Below are 16,531 nucleotides of genomic sequence, written 5' to 3'. Positions count from 1 at the left end.
AATGACTTGGGATTGTACGGGCGCAAACTGCCGCCGTACAGGCATCAGAATCCAGGGCTGTCTGTAGGCGCAGAGCTTGCCGCGGCGAGGGGCGCCTGCTGGCTACAAAAGCCCTGTCTTTACAGGGCTATTGCTCTTCAGTCGGAGGACTCAAGCGAAGTCGCCGATTCTCCTGATACCAATGCAGCGCAATCAGCAGCAGCGTCGGCACGCCCAACATGCAGGTGATCAGGAAGAAGTTGTGATAGCCGAACTTCTCCACCATGACCCCTGAATACCCGCCGATCAGACGTGGCAACAGCAGCATGATCGAGCTGAGCAGGGCGTATTGGGTCGCGGAGAACTTAAGGTTGGTCAGGCTCGACAGGTAGGCCACAAACGCCGACGTGGCCAGGCCCGAGCTGAAGTTATCCAAAGAGATGGTGAAGATCAGCATCTGCAGGTCCGGGCCCATGTCGGCAAGCATCACGAACAGCAGGTTGGTGCCGGCCGACGTGATACCGCCGATAAACAGGATCGGCAGGATGCCGAAGCGCACGATCAGCAGGCCACCCATGCCGGCGCCGAGCAGGGTCATGATCAGGCCGAAGATCTTGCTGACCCCGGCAATCTGGTCCTTGGTAAAGCCCTGGTCGATATAGAACACGTTGGCCATCACGCCCATCACCGTGTCGGACATGCGATAGGTGGCGATCAGCCCCAGCAGCAGCAACGCTTGCCAGCGGTAGCGCAGGATAAAGTCGTTGACCGGCGTCAGCACTGGTGCAAGGCCGCGGCGCCCCATGGCCGAGAGGCACAGGGCGGTGAGCGTGATATAGAGGATGGCGCGCAGGAAGGCGCGGTCTTCCATCAGCAGGTCCCACAGGCTGACGCCCTGGAACAGCACGCTGGCGAAGTCGGTGTTGAACAGCTGGGTAAACATGGCCGGCACGGACACCAGCAGCACGATGAGCACAAATACCGACGCCAGTTGATGCACGAAACTGTAGCGCCCGGCCTGCAACTGGGTGCGCAAGGGCACATTCGGTTCGCGCATGAACAGGGTGGTCAGCAGCGCAGGGATCATCAGCACGCCAAACAGCACATAGGTGCCGGTCCACGCCGCGTGCTTATAGTTGAAGCCGGTGGAGCCGAAGCCTTCGGCAAAAAACAGTGCGCCGGCCGTGGCCAGCAGGGCAGCAATGCGGTAGCCCGACATATAGCTGGCGGCCAGTGCGGCCTGGCGGCTGTCGTCGGCGATTTCCAGGCGATAAGCATCGACAGCGATGTCTTGGGTGGCGGACGCGAAGGCCACGATCACCGCGATAGCAATCAACCAGGACAAGTGTTTTTGCGGGTCGCAGAAGCCCATGCCGATCAATCCGAGGATCACCAGCGACTGGGACAGGACCAGCCACGAACGACGCCGTCCGAGTTTGCCGAGCAGCGGCAGGCGCCATTGGTCGAGCAGTGGCGACCAGACCCATTTGAAGGCATACGCCAGGCCGATCAGGCTCGCATAGCCGATGGTCTCGCGAGCCACACCGGCCTCGCGCAACCACACCGAAAGCGTCGAGAACACCAACATGTAAGGCAAGCCGGCGGCGAAGCCGAGCAACAACAGCACTAACGTCGAGGGGCTGGCATAGGCAGCGAGCGCGGCGCGCCAGGTTTTACGGGGCATGGGCTGGAGTCTGCCTCAGGTTTGCGGAAACAAAGCGCGCACTCTAACCGCTGTGCTCTACCGGGCGCCAGCCATGGCGCCGAATATCAACGCGATTATTCAGGATACTGACACCCTCACTGCGCAAGCGTGCGCGCTGCTCGTCGCCCGATGCGCTGCCCACCGGCAGGCTTATCCGACCGCCGGCACCCAGCACGCGATGCCAAGGCAATGTGGAACCCTCGGGCAGTTGGCTCAACGTGCGCCCGACCCAGCGCGCCGCACGTCCCAGGCCGGCCAGTTGGGCCAGTTCGCCGTAACTCACCACGCAGCCTTCGGGCACTTGCGCCAAAGTCAGGTACAGCGCGGTGCGGCGCATCTCGGCGGGGCTTTGCGGGGTTTCGTCAGCGTGCGTCACTGTGAGGCTATCCGTTGAAATCGTCGGCATTCTTGTAAGAATCATCTGCAAACATGGCGGTGAGCATTGAACTCAACCCGGATACTCGAGTCAGTCCTTGCTAAGACGTTATCTAACACGATAATGCCCTCTTTTTCGCCAACCTCGAGCCTTGAATCTGCTTATGTTGTCCAGAACCCTGCTGTGCCTTGCTGTTTTCAGCGCCTCCACGCCTTTGCTCGCAGATACCGTCTGGTTGAAAAACGGTGACCGCCTGACCGGCAAGATCAAGGTCTTCGACGGCGGCAAGCTGCTGATCCAGACCGATTATGCAGGCGCCATCCCCGTGGACTGGAAGCAGGTCAAGACCCTGGAGAGTGACCAGGAGTTGCTGGTCAAGCAGGATGCCTACGTCGGCGAGAAGGCCAAGTCCCTCAAGGCGGCAGATGACGGCAAAGTGGTGCTGGCCAATGGCGAGGCGCCCAAAACCGTTGATTTGGCAAGCATCCAGCAGATCCTCAAGCCCAAGCCGGTGATCGAAGACCTGGTGTGGAAGGGCAACGTCGACATGGCGCTGGACTACAAGCGCGCCGAGAAAGACACCAACGACTACGACGTCGACTTCAAGACTACCGCGCGCCATGGCCAATGGCGCCACACCGGGCAGGGCGAATACAACCGCGAATTCCAGGACGAAGTGACCACCACCGACAACTGGGCCCTGGAATACGACCTGGACCGTTTCCTCACCGAGCACTGGTTCTGGCAGGGCCGTTTGACCTACAAGCGCGACAAAGTTGAAGACCTGGCCCGCCAGCGCACCGTGGGTACCGGCCCGGGCTACCAGTTCTGGGACGATGAACTGGGCGCGTTCTCCCTTGGCTCGCTGATCAACCGCACCGACTATGAATATGCCGAGGGCGGCAAAGACAACTTCTATTCGGTGGCCATGAAGTGGAACTACAACCGTTACCTGGTCGGCAAGACGGTCGAGTTCTTCACCAACGGTGAACTGGGTCGGCCAATCGACGGGCCGGTCGACTACTCCCTCGATGCGGAAATGGGCTTGCGTTACAAAGTCACCGAGTGGGCCTCTCTCAACCTCAAGGCCGAGCGCGACGTCATCAGTGGTGACTCCGACAGCAGCTTGAGCAAGACTCGTTACACCGCAGGCTTCGGTGTGGCCTGGTAACAGAGCCCCTGGCAACCGGCGCTTATATTGATTACCTTGTGTTGAGATCCATTCCCATACGCAGTGGGCGGCTGAATACCCGAGGAGTCATACGTTGAGCGCACAGGTTGCCAAGAACGCCCGAGAGCTGTTGCTCAAGGAATACCGTGGAGCTCTCTCCACACTGTCCAAGGCCATGCCCGGCTTTCCCTTCGGTTCGGTGGTGCCGTATTGCCTGGATGAGCAGGGCCGCCCGCTGATCCTGATCAGCCGCATTGCCCAGCACACCCACAACCTGCAGAAAGACCCCAAGTGCTCCCTGTTGGTGGGCGAACGCGAGGCCGATGATGTGCAGGCCGTAGGGCGCCTGACCTACCTGGGCGAAGCCGAGAAGCTGCAAGAGGCCGACGCCATCGAGGCGGCCGCCGAGCGTTATTACCGCTACTTTCCCGAGTCCGCCAACTACCACAAGGCCCACGATTTCGATTTCTGGGTACTCAAGCCGGTACGCCACCGGTATATCGGCGGTTTCGGCGCGATTCACTGGGTTGACCAATTGACCCTGGCCAACCCGTTCTTCGGCAACGCTGAGCGCAGCATGGTCGAACACATGAACAGCGATCACGCCAAGGCCATCGCCCATTACGTCGCGCTGGCGGGCTTGTCTGCCAGCGAGCCCGCGCAATTGGTCGGCATCGACAGCGAAGGCATGCACCTGCGCATTGGCCAATCGCTGCACTGGTTGCCCTTCGCCGAGCCTTGCAACACACCGACACAAGTGCGCGAAGCCTTGGTTTCATTGGCCCACGCCGACGCTTGGCCGAAAAAAGCGGTGGCTGACGCTTGAATTCACACAATGGCGACGTCATCTAGGGTGGACTGGCAAGGCATTCTTGCGTTGAGGAACCATTTGATGCGCCCTTTTTTATTGCTCTTTCTGCTGTTCCCGGTGTTGGAGCTGTTCGTATTCGTTCAAGTCAGCAGTGCGATTGGTTTTTTCCCCGCCCTGTTGCTGATCATTCTCGGCTCGATGCTCGGCGTTCTGGTGCTGCGCGTCGCCGGTCTGGCCACGGCGCTGCGTGCCCGTGAAAGCCTGAACCGTGGCGAACTGCCGGCGCAAACCATGCTCGAAGGCCTGATGATGGCCCTGGCCGGTGGTCTGCTGATTCTGCCGGGCTTCATCAGCGACGTAGTCGGGCTGGTGATGCTGCTGCCGTTTACCCGCAAAGTGCTGGCCAACAAGATGCGCCAGCGCGCCGAAGAGGCGGCGATGCGCCAGCGTGCGTTCGCCGACGACCTGCAACCCCGTGGCGGCCCGACTCCGCGCCAGCCGTTGGGGCGAGAAGGCGATGTGATCGAAGGCGAGTTCGAGCACCGCGACAACAAATAACCGCTTCACTGGCACGGCACCTTCGGGTGCCGTGTCTCATTTACCGACCGACAGATGCAAAAAAATTCCATCACGCCCCCTTGTAATCAGCTTGTGCGCCCTTATGTAACGGTCACCGCAAGGTTTCTGGTGGTGACACCAGACAGACTTCCGCGTCTTGCTTGGCGAGGCGCGACCGGCAACGCCGGAATACAACCCGCCGGTACTGATACCGGCCGATGAAAAACACAATTAGGAGAGATCGACAATGAGCAAGCTTCGTCCTCTGCACGACCGCGTCGTAATCCGTCGCAGCGAAGAAGAAAAGAAAACCGCTGGCGGTATCGTCCTGCCAGGTTCGGCTGCTGAAAAAGCCAACCACGGTGTGATCGTCGCTGCAGGCCCAGGCAAGACTCTGGAAAACGGTGATGTACGTGCGCTGGCCGTTAAAGTCGGTGACAAGGTTGTCTTTGGCCCGTACTCCGGCAGCAACACTGTGAAAGTCGACGGCGAAGACCTGCTGGTAATGGCTGAGAACGAAATTCTCGCCGTTCTGGAAGACTGATTTTCCCGCTCATTTTCCCGTTACTACAAAGTATTTAAGGAATATCGATCATGGCTGCTAAAGAAGTTAAATTCGGCGATTCCGCCCGTAAGAAAATGCTCACCGGTGTCAACATCCTGGCTGACGCAGTAAAAGCGACCCTGGGCCCTAAAGGCCGTAACGTGATCATCGAGAAGAGCTTCGGCGCTCCGACCATCACCAAGGACGGCGTTTCCGTCGCTAAAGAAATCGAACTGGAAGACCGTTTCGAAAACATGGGCGCGCAGCTGGTCAAAGACGTTGCCTCCCGTGCCAATGATGACGCAGGCGACGGCACCACCACCGCCACCGTTCTGGCTCAGTCGATCGTCAACGAAGGCCTGAAAGCCGTCGCTGCCGGCATGAACCCGATGGACCTCAAGCGCGGTATCGACAAGGCGACCATCGCCGTCGTAGCTGAGCTGAAAAACCTGTCCAAGCCATGCGCCGACACCAAGGCCATCGCTCAGGTAGGCACCATCTCCGCCAACTCCGACAACTCCATCGGCGACATTATTGCCGAAGCCATGGAAAAAGTCGGTAAAGAAGGCGTGATCACCGTTGAAGAAGGCACTGGCCTGGAAAACGAACTGTCGGTTGTAGAAGGCATGCAGTTCGACCGTGGCTACCTGTCCCCGTACTTCGTCAACAAGCCGGAAACCATGGTTGCCGAGCTGGAAAGCCCGCTGATCCTGCTGGTCGACAAAAAGATCTCCAACATCCGCGAAATGCTGCCAGTACTGGAAGCCGTCGCTAAAGCGGGCCGTCCGCTGCTGATCGTTTCCGAAGACGTTGAAGGCGAAGCCCTGGCGACCCTGGTTGTGAACAACATGCGTGGCATCGTTAAAGTCGCAGCCGTCAAGGCTCCAGGCTTCGGCGACCGTCGCAAAGCCATGCTGCAGGACATCGCCGTATTGACCGGCGGTACCGTTATCTCCGAAGAGATCGGCCTGAGCCTGGAAAGCGCCACCCTGGAAAACCTGGGTAGTGCCAAGCGCGTGACCATCTCCAAAGAAAACACCATCATCGTTGACGGTGCTGGCGCGGAGAGCGACATCCAATCGCGCATCAACCAGATCCGCGCCCAGGTTGCCGAGACTTCTTCGGACTACGACCGTGAAAAACTGCAAGAGCGTCTGGCCAAGCTGTCCGGCGGCGTTGCAGTGATCAAGGTTGGCGCTGGTTCCGAAGTTGAAATGAAAGAGAAGAAAGCCCGCGTTGAAGACGCCCTGCACGCAACCCGCGCAGCCGTCGAAGAAGGCGTGGTACCTGGCGGTGGCGTTGCGCTGATCCGTGCTCTGGAAGCCTTGGTTGACCTCAAGGGCGACAACGCTGACCAGAACGTCGGTATCGCTGTGCTGCGTCGCGCCGTTGAGTCTCCACTGCGTCAGATCGCTTCCAACAGCGGCGACGAGCCAAGCGTTGTGGTCAACGAAGTGAAGAACGGTAAAGGTAACTACGGTTACAACGCCGCCACCAGCGAATACGGCGACATGGTTGAAATGGGTATCCTGGACCCAACCAAGGTCACCCGTTCGGCGCTGCAAGCAGCCGCTTCGATTGCTGGTCTGTTGCTGACCACCGAAGTTGCGATTGCTGACAAGCCAAAAGCTGAAGGCTCGGCTGGCGGCGGTATGCCAGACATGGGCGGCATGGGTGGCATGGGCGGCATGATGTAAGCCAGCCTTACCCCTGTACTGAAAAAGCCCCGCCTGCAGTGATGCAGGCGGGGTTTTTTTACGCCCTGCTTTTTTTCGGCGTGACGGTGCATCAGCCTGACAGCCCTTTTGTGGGCAGCGAGTGAAGCATCAGTGAAAAAGCCGTGAAGCGCGTCAATCGGTTGAAAATACCAATGAAGTCGAGCTCACGCCCTAGTCGTGAGCCACACTTGCCCTTAAGCTGCGCGAGCCATCACGGCCGTTACCGCGTACGGAGACACCGCCATGCGAATTTTATTGGTTGAAGACAACCGCGATATTTTGGCCAATCTGGCGGATTATTTGGGGCTCAAGGGCTACACCGTCGACTGTGCGCAGGACGGCTTGTCCGGCCTGCACCTGGCGGCCACCGAGCATTACGACCTGATCGTGCTCGACATCATGCTGCCGGGTATCGATGGCTACACCCTGTGCAAGCGTCTGCGTGAAGACGCTCGCCGCGACACGCCGGTGATCATGCTCACCGCTCGCGACCAGTTGGACGACCGGCTGCAGGGCTTCAAGTCCGGCGCCGACGATTACCTGCTCAAACCCTTTGCTCTCTCGGAGCTGGCAGCGCGCATCGAAGCGGTGCTGCGCCGTGCTCAGGGTGGCGGGCGCCGTGCCCTGCAAGTCGCCGACCTGCATTACGACCTCGACACCCTGGAAGTGACCCGCGAAGGGCGCCTGCTCAAGCTCAACCCGGTCGGTCTCAAGCTGCTCGCCGTACTGATGCAAAAAAGTCCCCATGTGCTGCGCCGGGAAATCCTCGAGGAAGCGCTGTGGGGCGATGATTGCCCGGACAGCGACAGCCTGCGCAGCCACGTTCATCAATTGCGCCAAGTGATCGACAAGCCCTTTGCCAAGCCGTTGCTGCACACGGTGCACGGTGTGGGCTACCGCCTGGCCGAGGGACGTGATGGAGTTTAAGCAAAGCCTTGCCCAGCGGATCATCATTGCCTTTGCGTTGATGAGCGCGTTGGTGGCGGGGGCGTTCGCCATGGGCATCGTTGCGACGGTGCACCTGGTGGAAGAGAAGCTGATCTCAGCGGGCCTGGGCGGCGACCTGCAACGGCTGCTGTTGATGGACAGCGTCGAGGACTGGCGCCACAGGCCCGAACCGGACCAACTGTTTTATTTCAGCGGCGGGCGGGGAGATTTCGAGCTGCCCAAAGACCTTCGGCACCTGGAACCGGGTTTTCACGAGGTGTTTCGCGAGTCGCTCTCTTACCACGCCATGGTCGAAGTGATCGACGGCCGGCGTTATGTGCTGCTGCAGGATCAAAGCGATTTCGAAGAACGTGAGCGCGTGCTGTTTGCCGTGGTGCTGGTGGGCTTCGTGCTCAGCTTGGCGCTGGCGGTGTTCCTGGGCTGGGTACTGGCACGCAAAGTGATGGCGCCGGTGGTGCGTCTGGCCCGCCAGGTGCGCCATCGCGACCAGTTGCTGGGCCTGGCGCCGCCGCTGGCGCCGGACTACGCGGCCGATGAAGTAGGTGAGCTGGCCGTGGCCTTCGATGCCACGCTGGGGCGACTGCGCCAGGCCTTGTCCCGCGAGCAGATGTTCACCAGTGATGTGAGCCACGAACTGCGCACGCCCTTGATGGTGCTGGCCAGTTCCTGCGAACTGTTGCTGGAAAACCCGGCCATCGATCAGCGCGGGCGCAATCAAGTGCAACGCATTGCCCGCGCCTGTGAAGAGATGCGCGAGCTGGTGCAGACCTTCCTGATGCTGGCTCGCGCCGAACACAACGACGGGGCGATGTCGCCCCAGGTGACCCTTACCCAGGTGGCCGAGGACCTGCTTGGCATCTGGCGTGAGCAGATCGAACACAAGGGCCTGGAACTGATCTACCACCCCGGCAACCCCCTGGACACACGCTACAACACCACCTTCCTGCACGCGGTGATGGGCAACCTGCTGCGCAACGCCCTGCATTACACCGAGCAAGGGTTTATTCGCCTGACCCTTGAGCCAAGTGGGTTTGTGGTGGAAGACAGTGGCGTCGGCATTCCCGAAGAAAAACGCGAAGCGATGTTCGAGCCATTCGTACGCGGTAGCGAGAAGCGCGGTGATGGCCTGGGCCTGGGGTTGTCGTTGGTGCAGCGCATTTGCGAGAACCAGGGATGGCGCGTCAGCCTCAGTACCATGGACCCCAACGGTTGCCGCTTTCACGTGGAATTAGGTCAGGCCAAGGCCTGACCGCTGACACTGCCGCTATCCTGCCAGACATCCCCGTCATTCGGCGAAGATGGCCCCATGCTATTGCTTGTGTCTGTAAAGTCTTGAAATGTATGGAATTGGACAGGACGAGTTTTTCACACACGGTTGACCTGTTGATCACAGTTCGGTGCCTAAGGTTGTAGGCATCAGTGACTGGAGATCAATGATGTCTAACCCCATCAAGCTCGAATTTTCCGAAAAATACGACGACGAACACGCGCAGGAATATTTGCTCAAGCATCAGGACAATCTCGCGCGCCGCCTGTCCCATAAACGCGACGAGCAATTGGCCCGTGGTGCGCTGGCGATGGCCGGTGAGCCAGGCCTGGTGCTGGATCTGCCGTGCGGCGCCGGGCGCTTCTGGCCGTTACTGGCGGAAAAACCCAACCGCGTGATTATCGGCGCTGACAATTCGGCATCGATGCTCAAGGTCGCAACCGTCGCCCAACCGGCGGAAGTGGTGAAACGGGTACGGCCTTTGCAAACATCTGCTTTCGACATCGATCTGCCTGATAACTCGGTCGACAGCATCTTCTGTATGCGCCTGTTGCACCACATTGGGGATCCGGCGCACCGGTTGGCGATATTGCGGGAATTTCAGCGGGTTACCCGCGACAGCGTGATCATTTCGCTGTGGGTCGACGGCAATTTCAAAGCCTGGAAACGCAAGCGGCTCGAAGCGCAGCGTCGCAAAAAAGATGAGCAGGACGGTTACCAAAACCGGTTTGTGTTACCGGCTGCTACTGTCGAGGCAGAATTTGAGCAGGCCGGGTTCCGTGTTCAGGAATCCCTGGACTTCATACCGCTCTACGCCATGTGGCGGGTGTATGTATTGCGCAAGAGGTAACAGGATGGCAGTTGAGTGCGTAGCAGGCAGTCACGTAACTCCCGAAGAAAGGTTCGATTACTTCTGGCGCCAGCAGGGCGAGTGGGTCGAAGAGCCCAATCGTCGGCGCGGCGGTGAAAGTGGTGTGCAGCGGGTGACGAGCGCCAATGGCCGCTTGCTCTACAGCAAACGCCAGACCGGTCATATTTACCGCAGTTGGCTGCATCCCTTCGGTCGCCCTACCGTGCTGCGTGAGCGCGACGCTCTCAAGGGTCTGCGTTTGCTCGACGTGCGCGTGCCGGAACTGGTGTTCTGTGAGGCACGCCGTGATGCCGAGCACCAATGGAAGGCATTGTTGGTCACTTCGGCCCTCGACGGCTTCGACGAAATTGAAAACTGGTACGCCGCAGGCGGCCGTGAACGCTACGGCGAGTTGCTGCACGAACGCCTGCTCAAGGAATTGGCCGGCACCCTGGCCCGTATGCACAAAGGGCGCTGGCAGCATGGTTGCCTGTATATCAAGCATATTTTCGTACGGGTGACGGGAGAGGGCGACTCGGCCAACGTCGAGGTAGCCTTGCTGGATTTTGAAAAGTGCCGCCAACGCTTGACCGCCTATCGCGCGGCTTCCCACGATATGCAACAGCTGCGTCGCCATTCGTCGTGGAGCGATAGCGACTGGGCAAAACTGAGCTACTTTTACGAGACGGCGTTTGGCAGCGCTATCAAGGGTTTAACCAAATGAAGCTAGAAATAGCACGAGGTGTGTTCCTGGTGGGGGCATTAGGCGTTGCAGCCTTGGCCCTGGCTGCGTGGGAACAGCCTCGCACACAGGTACTCAGCGCTACGCAGGAGGGTGCGCAATGCTTGTTGCCGCGCGTCGCCAAGGCGAGTGTGGCAGCCAAGCCGGACCACGAGCTGCTGCTGTTCATGTTTGGACTGTCTCAAGGGATGAGGCCGCAAAGTTGAAACGATTCAAACCCCCAAGAAAGGGCCTTGCGATGCGAGGCCCTTTTTTTGTCTGGCAAACCGGTTTAAATCAAGTGCAGGTGGTTGTCCCAGAGCCCCGCCGGTAGCTCCAGCGGCGTGGCTGCCAACGGCGTCTGGCGGCAATCATAGAAACGGCAACGGCCTTGGCCCGATGTCACCACAAACCCATCCGCCACCGCGCCGACGCCGGCGCAGTCCGGCAAGGGCCCGTCCAGACGCAGCTCGCCGCTGTCCATATCCCAGATGAAGAAGCGATTGCCGCGCGGTGCGGTCAGCGCCACCAGGCGTAACTCGCTGTGCACGGCGACGCTGGCGGTGTAGTGCCCCATCGCCTGCAACTGCGCGTCCGCCACCGGAAAGGCCACGAATGGCTGTCCCGGCCGCTTGATCGCCAGCAACTCGGAACGCTCGTGGGACGGCCCCATGAATTGCTGTCCGGTGACGATGGTGCCGTCGCTGGCAATGCCCATATGGCGCACGCTGTTCATCTGTTGGGCCAGGGTTTCCTTGCTGATCAAGGTGCCGTCGCGGCGCATCAGCACCAGGCTGGGTTCCATGGCGTTGAGGTTCATTTCCACGCGACTTTCGGCTTCGGTGCGGATACCGCCATTGGCCACGATCAACGTTTCGCCGTCGGGCATCCACGACACTTGGTGCGGGCCGATGCCATGGGTGGAAAGCTCACCACTGTGCACCAGGCGCTCGCCTTCGAACCTATACACGCCGAGCAGGCCACGGCCGGGGTCGGATGTGTCGTTCTCGGTGGCGTAGAGAAAGTCGCCGCTCTTGTGAATCACCGCATGGCCGTAGAAATGGCGGTTGGGCAGCGACGTGAGGGTTTGCAGCAAGGCGCCATCACGCAGGTCGATCAGGTAGCTCTCGGTGCCCGGCCGACGGGCGACAAACAGCGCAATCGGCAGCGTCGGGTGGTTGATGATGTCATGGCAGCGTTGGCCGACCCGGGTGGCAAACACTTGCTTGCCGTCCAGGCGATAACCCACGGCGTAGTGCCCGCCTTCTGCATCATCGCGCGCCGACAGCAGCAGCGGGCCCTTGTCTTTGCTTTTGAACAGGGTCCAGCCACCCAGAGTGAGCGCACTGAGCAGCACGCTGCCAACCGCCAAAACCTGTCGCCTGAGCATCATCAGTCACCGTCGTTGGCGTTAAAGCCCAGTTGGATGCCCAGCGCCTTGGCCAGGTCGCCCTCGTGCAGGCGGTGGACGACGTTGAGGCTGTCATAAATGTCGTTGAGTTGCTGGCGTCCGGCGTCATCGCTCAGCAGTTCGTTGAGGGTGCGCTGGTTGCTGGCGAACAGCTTCAGAGACGCTGCGTACGCCGCGTCAATCTTCTCGGCCAACGGCTTCTGGTCTGAAGGCAACAGGCCACGCAAGCCCTTGTTATCGACACCGACCCACACAGTCTGGGCAGCTGCGAGGCTGGCTTCCAGGCTTTGCAGGGATGATTGACTGCGCCATGCGTCGGCCTGGAATGGCTGCGGGATACCTTTGGTCTGGCGGCCCATCGGCGTGCCGAGTTTTTTCTTGAGGGTGTCCAGTGCGGTCACTTGCACACGCAGCAGGTCGGCAATGGCTTCGTGGGAATCGGCGTAGCGCTGGTTGGGAAACTTGGTCATCTGCGCCAGCATGCCGTCGGTGCTGTTCCAACTGGCCAGGATATCCTCGGCCAAGGCTTTCTGACGGTCGCCGATCGCCACCAGCAGCGGGCAGTAACGGGCTTTCTGCGTGTCATCAGCGAGGTCGGTCTTGGCGTCGTAGAGGATGTATTCGTAGGCCGACAGGCCTTGCACCACCACGCTGGACTTGGCCAGGGCGGCGCCGTCGATCTGTGGCTGGGCTTCGACCAGTTGCTCGACCTGACGACCGACCAGGTTTTTCTTGTCCGGCCAGAACTGCACTTGCCACGAACGGTTGCCTTCGGCCAATGGGCCGATCAGCAGCGGTTGCAGTTCGGCCCAGGCTTTTTGCGCGTGGAGGAAGTCGGCACGGGCGGTGTCCAGGCTTTCCTTGCCTTGGCAGTAGGCCAGGGCACTGACGGCCAACTGACGGTCGGCTTCGACCCAGCGGCTGTAGGTCGGCAGGATCACTTGTTTGGCGATCGCCGCCGAGGTGACCGCTTGCGGGTCCTGGGGCGAGCAGGCACCAAGGGCGAGGGCGGCCAGGCTGGTGAACAACAACTTGGGACGGAACATGTCGAGCTCCCTTCTGTAATTGGGGCGAAGCTTATAAAGAATTCAGGAAGGCCAGCAACGCAGCGCGCTGCTCGGCATTAAAGGACAACACATGCTGCTGCGCGGCTTGTGCCTCACCGCCATGCCAGAGCACGGCCTCAAGCAGATTGCGGGCGCGGCCGTCATGCAAAAACTGGGTGTGACCACCCACGGTTTGCGTCAAGCCGATGCCCCACAACGGCGCAGTGCGCCAGTCGCGGCCACTGGCCTTGAATTCGGTGCGGTTGTCGGCAAGGCCTGGGCCCATGTCGTGCAGCAGCAGGTCGCTGTAGGGCCGGATCACCTGGCTGGCCAGTTCGGGTTCGGCCGCGTTGGCGGCGGTGGTGAATGTCGGTTTATGGCAACCCTGGCAACCGGCCTGATAGAACAGGTTCTTGCCGGCCAGCACCTGGGGGCTGTCGACGTCACGGCGCACGGGCACTGCAAGGTTGCGGGTGTAGAACAGCACCAGACGCAGGATGTTATCGCTGACTTCCGGCTCGCCATCGGGGCCGTTGCCGTTGGGCGCCTGTTTGCAGGCCACCTGGGTGTCGGTGCAGTCATCGAAGGGTCTCAGGGACGTGGAGAGGCCCATATCACCTGAAAATGCGTGAACATTTTGTTGATTGAGATTCGGTTGCCCGGCTTTCCAGCCGAAACGCCCGAGGACGGTCCTTTGTTCGGCGTCGTCCCACACCCGGTTCGCACGGCCGACGATGGCGCCTTTGTCGGCCGTGCCCGCGTCGGTGTTGCGCAGGATGTCGGCGTCGCTGATGGCCTCGAGCAGACCCAGGCCGATCATCGGCGGCGCGATGCGCGCCGAGAAGCGCGTGTCGGGGTGCATCGGCCCATAGCCGAGCTGGGTGATCTGCAGGTCCGGCTTGCGCAACTCCACCACCGTGCCGTCCTTGAAGGTGACATTGACCGGCGTGTAGTCGACGCGCACCTTGCCCTCCGGCGCCACGCCGGGCACGGCCATGTCCTGCAGTTGCCCGCCGTACACCGGCTCCGGCACGACGCCCGCCTGTTCGATGAGCCTGGCGTAGGCGGGGGTGTCAGGGATCGACAGACGCACCAGCATCGACACCGCGTTGGCCGCGTCGGGCAGCGGCGGGTGGCCGCGGCCGTCCTTGATATGGCAGTTCTGGCAGGCGTTGGTGTTGAACAGCGGGCCCAGGCCGTCACGGGCCGTGGTGGTGGACGGCGCGATCACCCAGGGGCTGCGAAAGAAACTGTTGCCGACGCTGAAGTCCAGGCGGCGCGTCGGTGACAGGTTGGCCGATGGCAGCGAAAACGCGTTCTGGTCACGCTTGTTCACCGTCGCCGCGCCTCCCGCCCGCGCCTCGCCAGGCTCGGCCTTGGTAAAGCGTGGGGCGTCATCGCATGCCACCAGGCCCAAGGCCATGCATGCAACGGACAAACGAACAAGCGAACGAACCATCGAGTTTCCTGAATCAGGTCGAAAAATGTGGTCGCAAAGTCTAACAGGGCCGGGGGGAATGAATAAGAGCAATTATCGTTTGGTGGTAGCCGATTCATTCCCGCTAGAATGACCGCACATTTTTTTCTGGAGGTGGCCAATGCAGGCTCTCGACGCTTTGCTCAACCGTGTTTCCGTGCCGCGTTTGCTGGAGCCGGCACCGACCCAGGCGCAGCGCGACGTCCTGTTCGCCGCCGCCATGCGCGCCCCCGACCACGGTCAACTGCGTCCGTGGCGTTTCCTCACGGTAGAAGGTGCGGCCCGTGAACACATGGGCACGCTGCTGGCCGAGGCTGCGCGCCTGCAAGACCCCGATGCGCCGCAAGCCGCTATCGACAAGGCCCAGAACGGCCCGTTGCGCGCGCCGTTGGTGGTGGTGGTGATTGCCCGCCTGCAGGAACACTTCAAGGTGCCCAAATCCGAGCAACTGCTGGCGGCGGCCTGTGCGGCACACGGCATTCTGCTGGCCGCTTATGCCCAAGGGATCGGCGCGGTGTGGCGCACCGGTGAGTTGTCGTACTCTGCCCACGTCGCCAAGGGCCTGGGGCTGACGGCGGATGAGCAAGTGATTGGCTTCCTCTACCTGGGTACCCCGCAGAACCCGCCGCGTACGGCCGCCAAAGAAGACCTGACGCAGTTTGTCAGCGCCTGGACCGGCCTTTAAGGCACGGATGCTGTGGGAGGTGGCCCTCCCACAGGGGTGTTTTGTTGTGATTTAAACCTTGAACTGATCCATGAGTTTCATCTGCTGGCTGGCCAGCGCATTGAGTTGGCTGCTGATGGCCGCCGATTCGGTGGCCTGGCCGGTGAGGGTTTCGGTCACGGTGCGAATCGCCGACACGTTGCGGTTGACCTCTTCGGCCACGGCGCTCTGCTGTTCGGCGGCGCTGGCGATTTGCAGGTTCATGTCGCTGATCACGGTGACGGCGTCGCTGATCTTGCCCAGGGCCTGCACCGCCTGATGGATCTGCCCGGCATTGTTCTGGGCCTGGTTTTGGCTCGAGTGCATGGTCGCCACCACGCCACGGGTACCGCTCTGGATCCGCTCGATCACCTGGCGGATTTCTTCCACCGAATCCTGGGTGCGCTTGGCCAGGTTGCGCACTTCGTCAGCCACCACCGCGAACCCACGCCCGCTTTCCCCGGCGCGTGCCGCTTCAATCGCGGCGTTGAGCGCCAGCAGGTTGGTTTGTTCGGCAATGCTGCGAATCACTTCGAGCACGGAGCCGATCTGCTCGCTGTTGACCGCCAGCGCCTCGACTTCGCCCACGGCCTTCCTGACTTCTTCGGCCAGGGTGGTGATGTCGCGGGTACTTTGTTCGATGATCGACATGCCCTCACGCGCCGACTGGTCAGCCCCCCGCGCCGCGCTGGCGGCATGGGACGCGCTGTTGGCCACGTCGTGGGCGGTGGCGCTCATTTCATTGGAGGCGGTGGCCACCTGGTCGATTTCGCGGAACTGCACCTGCATGCCTTCGCTGGTCTGGCGCGCAATGGCCGAAGACTGGTCCGCCGTGCCGCGGGCTTCGGTGATGCTTTGCTTGATCTGCGCGATGGTCGGTTGCAGCTTGTCGAGAAACCGGTTGAACCAGTTCACCAACTCGCCCAGTTCGTCTTTCCTGGCGTAGGCCAGGCGTTGGGTCAAGTCGCCGTCACCGCTGGCGATGTCCTTGAGCATGGCGGCCACACTGTTGATAGGGCGGGTTACGCCGGTGGCGGTCAGCCAGATCAGCAGCAACCCGAGCAGGGCTGCGGCGGCCGCCACCAGCAAGGTTTTGAGAGTGCCTGCCGCCTGGGCGTCGTCGAGCATGGCGTGCAGCTTGACGTTATCGGCCAGCATCACGGCTTTTGGCAGCTCGATTACCACGCCCCACGACTTGGCTTCGGCAATCGGCTTGACCGGGTACACGGCGCGAATTGTGTCGTCC

Annotated in this window: 17 protein-coding genes and 1 pseudogene; 11 read left to right on the top strand and 7 right to left on the bottom strand. The window is 61.0% G+C overall.

Features of this window, described 5'->3' with window-relative positions:
* Positions 1–127 precede the first annotated feature (127 nt).
* Positions 128–1,663, bottom strand: a complete 1,536-nt coding sequence (locus tag PSH59_RS20765; RefSeq protein WP_248079896.1) for an AmpG family muropeptide MFS transporter — start codon at positions 1,661–1,663, stop codon at positions 128–130.
* A 43-nt stretch (positions 1,664–1,706) separates the two neighbouring features.
* Positions 1,707–2,021: an MGMT family protein gene (locus PSH59_RS20760; RefSeq protein ID WP_370694437.1), complete on the bottom strand. Its 315-nt coding sequence runs from the start codon at positions 2,019–2,021 to the stop codon at positions 1,707–1,709.
* A gap of 202 nt (positions 2,022–2,223) precedes the next feature.
* On the opposite strand from PSH59_RS20760, the gene PSH59_RS20755 reads away from it, so the two are divergent.
* From PSH59_RS20755 to PSH59_RS20710, 10 genes are all read left to right on the top strand, one after another.
* Entirely contained in the window at positions 2,224–3,231 is a 1,008-nt protein-coding gene (locus PSH59_RS20755) for a DUF481 domain-containing protein (RefSeq protein WP_248079899.1), read from the top strand.
* Between the two features lie 94 nt (positions 3,232–3,325).
* Positions 3,326–4,057: a HugZ family protein gene (locus PSH59_RS20750; protein ID WP_248079901.1), complete on the top strand. Its 732-nt coding sequence runs from the start codon at positions 3,326–3,328 to the stop codon at positions 4,055–4,057.
* Positions 4,058–4,123: 66 nt separating this feature from the next.
* Positions 4,124–4,600 (top strand): FxsA family protein, encoded by a 477-nt coding sequence (locus tag PSH59_RS20745; protein ID WP_305393565.1) that lies wholly within the window; start codon positions 4,124–4,126, stop codon positions 4,598–4,600.
* 247 nt (positions 4,601–4,847) lie between these two features.
* Positions 4,848–5,144, top strand: a complete 297-nt coding sequence (gene groES / locus PSH59_RS20740; protein ID WP_003175874.1) for a co-chaperone GroES — start codon at positions 4,848–4,850, stop codon at positions 5,142–5,144.
* A 50-nt stretch (positions 5,145–5,194) separates the two neighbouring features.
* A complete protein-coding gene (gene groL / locus PSH59_RS20735; protein WP_305393564.1) occupies positions 5,195–6,841 on the top strand; it encodes a chaperonin GroEL in 1,647 nt (548 codons plus the stop codon).
* Positions 6,842–7,105: 264 nt separating this feature from the next.
* Positions 7,106–7,789: a response regulator transcription factor gene (gene colR, locus PSH59_RS20730; RefSeq protein WP_248079904.1), complete on the top strand. Its 684-nt coding sequence runs from the start codon at positions 7,106–7,108 to the stop codon at positions 7,787–7,789.
* Positions 7,779–9,059, top strand: a complete 1,281-nt coding sequence (locus PSH59_RS20725; protein WP_248079906.1) for a HAMP domain-containing sensor histidine kinase — start codon at positions 7,779–7,781, stop codon at positions 9,057–9,059. Before colR ends, PSH59_RS20725 begins: the two co-directional genes overlap by 11 nt.
* A gap of 187 nt (positions 9,060–9,246) precedes the next feature.
* Entirely contained in the window at positions 9,247–9,927 is a 681-nt protein-coding gene (locus PSH59_RS20720) for a class I SAM-dependent methyltransferase (protein ID WP_305395320.1), read from the top strand.
* Positions 9,928–9,931: 4 nt separating this feature from the next.
* Positions 9,932–10,651, top strand: coding sequence for a lipopolysaccharide kinase InaA family protein (locus PSH59_RS20715; protein ID WP_248079909.1), 720 nt, complete (start codon positions 9,932–9,934; stop codon positions 10,649–10,651).
* Entirely contained in the window at positions 10,648–10,875 is a 228-nt protein-coding gene (locus tag PSH59_RS20710) for a hypothetical protein (protein ID WP_248079910.1), read from the top strand. The genes PSH59_RS20715 and PSH59_RS20710 overlap by 4 nt, the downstream gene beginning before the upstream one ends.
* 65 nt (positions 10,876–10,940) lie before the next feature.
* Here the strand turns inward: PSH59_RS20710 and PSH59_RS20705 are convergent, their stop codons facing one another.
* From PSH59_RS20705 to PSH59_RS20695, 3 genes are read right to left on the bottom strand one after another with little or no spacing between them, the layout of a single operon-like run.
* Complete coding sequence (locus PSH59_RS20705) at positions 10,941–12,038, bottom strand: DUF1513 domain-containing protein (RefSeq protein WP_248080199.1); 1,098 nt, start codon at positions 12,036–12,038, stop codon at positions 10,941–10,943.
* A 2-nt stretch (positions 12,039–12,040) separates the two neighbouring features.
* Positions 12,041–13,105, bottom strand: a complete 1,065-nt coding sequence (locus PSH59_RS20700) for an imelysin family protein (protein ID WP_305393563.1) — start codon at positions 13,103–13,105, stop codon at positions 12,041–12,043.
* A gap of 31 nt (positions 13,106–13,136) precedes the next feature.
* Complete coding sequence (locus PSH59_RS20695) at positions 13,137–14,564, bottom strand: di-heme oxidoredictase family protein (RefSeq protein ID WP_305393562.1); 1,428 nt, start codon at positions 14,562–14,564, stop codon at positions 13,137–13,139.
* Positions 14,565–14,703: 139 nt separating this feature from the next.
* Between PSH59_RS20695 and PSH59_RS20690 the strand changes: the two genes are divergently transcribed.
* Entirely contained in the window at positions 14,704–15,267 is a 564-nt protein-coding gene (locus PSH59_RS20690; RefSeq protein ID WP_248079916.1) for an NAD(P)H nitroreductase, read from the top strand.
* A gap of 51 nt (positions 15,268–15,318) precedes the next feature.
* Here the strand turns inward: PSH59_RS20690 and PSH59_RS26445 are convergent, their stop codons facing one another.
* Positions 15,319–16,023, bottom strand: a complete 705-nt coding sequence (locus PSH59_RS26445) for a methyl-accepting chemotaxis protein (RefSeq protein ID WP_370694436.1) — start codon at positions 16,021–16,023, stop codon at positions 15,319–15,321.
* 201 nt (positions 16,024–16,224) lie between these two features.
* Positions 16,225–16,281, bottom strand: a pseudogene (locus PSH59_RS26440) (hypothetical protein); the annotation flags it as partial.
* Between the last annotated feature and the right edge of the window lie 250 nt (positions 16,282–16,531).

The organism is Pseudomonas sp. FP2309, from assembly GCF_030687575.1.
In the GTDB taxonomy this organism is placed as follows: Bacteria; Pseudomonadota; Gammaproteobacteria; order Pseudomonadales; family Pseudomonadaceae; genus Aquipseudomonas.
This window is presented reverse-complemented; position numbering and strand designations above follow the sequence as displayed.

What these genes read in the sequence shown, in the direction of transcription:
- PSH59_RS20765 (WP_248079896.1), bottom strand. Translation starts at nt 1,663, where the DNA reads ATGCCCCGTAAAACCTGGCGCGCCGCGCTCGCTGCCTATGCCAGCCCC.
- PSH59_RS20760 (WP_370694437.1), bottom strand. Translation starts at nt 2,021, where the DNA reads ATGCGCCGCACCGCGCTGTACCTGACTTTGGCGCAAGTGCCCGAAGGC.
- PSH59_RS20755 (WP_248079899.1), top strand. Translation starts at nt 2,224, where the DNA reads ATGTTGTCCAGAACCCTGCTGTGCCTTGCTGTTTTCAGCGCCTCCACG.
- PSH59_RS20745 (WP_305393565.1), top strand. Translation starts at nt 4,124, where the DNA reads ATGCGCCCTTTTTTATTGCTCTTTCTGCTGTTCCCGGTGTTGGAGCTG.
- groES (WP_003175874.1), top strand. Translation starts at nt 4,848, where the DNA reads ATGAGCAAGCTTCGTCCTCTGCACGACCGCGTCGTAATCCGTCGCAGC.
- groL (WP_305393564.1), top strand. Translation starts at nt 5,195, where the DNA reads ATGGCTGCTAAAGAAGTTAAATTCGGCGATTCCGCCCGTAAGAAAATG.
- colR (WP_248079904.1), top strand. Translation starts at nt 7,106, where the DNA reads ATGCGAATTTTATTGGTTGAAGACAACCGCGATATTTTGGCCAATCTG.
- PSH59_RS20725 (WP_248079906.1), top strand. Translation starts at nt 7,779, where the DNA reads ATGGAGTTTAAGCAAAGCCTTGCCCAGCGGATCATCATTGCCTTTGCG.
- PSH59_RS20720 (WP_305395320.1), top strand. Translation starts at nt 9,247, where the DNA reads ATGTCTAACCCCATCAAGCTCGAATTTTCCGAAAAATACGACGACGAA.
- PSH59_RS20715 (WP_248079909.1), top strand. Translation starts at nt 9,932, where the DNA reads ATGGCAGTTGAGTGCGTAGCAGGCAGTCACGTAACTCCCGAAGAAAGG.
- PSH59_RS20710 (WP_248079910.1), top strand. Translation starts at nt 10,648, where the DNA reads ATGAAGCTAGAAATAGCACGAGGTGTGTTCCTGGTGGGGGCATTAGGC.
- PSH59_RS20705 (WP_248080199.1), bottom strand. Translation starts at nt 12,038, where the DNA reads ATGCTCAGGCGACAGGTTTTGGCGGTTGGCAGCGTGCTGCTCAGTGCG.
- PSH59_RS20700 (WP_305393563.1), bottom strand. Translation starts at nt 13,105, where the DNA reads ATGTTCCGTCCCAAGTTGTTGTTCACCAGCCTGGCCGCCCTCGCCCTT.
- PSH59_RS20695 (WP_305393562.1), bottom strand. Translation starts at nt 14,564, where the DNA reads ATGGTTCGTTCGCTTGTTCGTTTGTCCGTTGCATGCATGGCCTTGGGC.
- PSH59_RS20690 (WP_248079916.1), top strand. Translation starts at nt 14,704, where the DNA reads ATGCAGGCTCTCGACGCTTTGCTCAACCGTGTTTCCGTGCCGCGTTTG.
- PSH59_RS26445 (WP_370694436.1), bottom strand. Translation starts at nt 16,023, where the DNA reads ATGAGCGCCACCGCCCACGACGTGGCCAACAGCGCGTCCCATGCCGCC.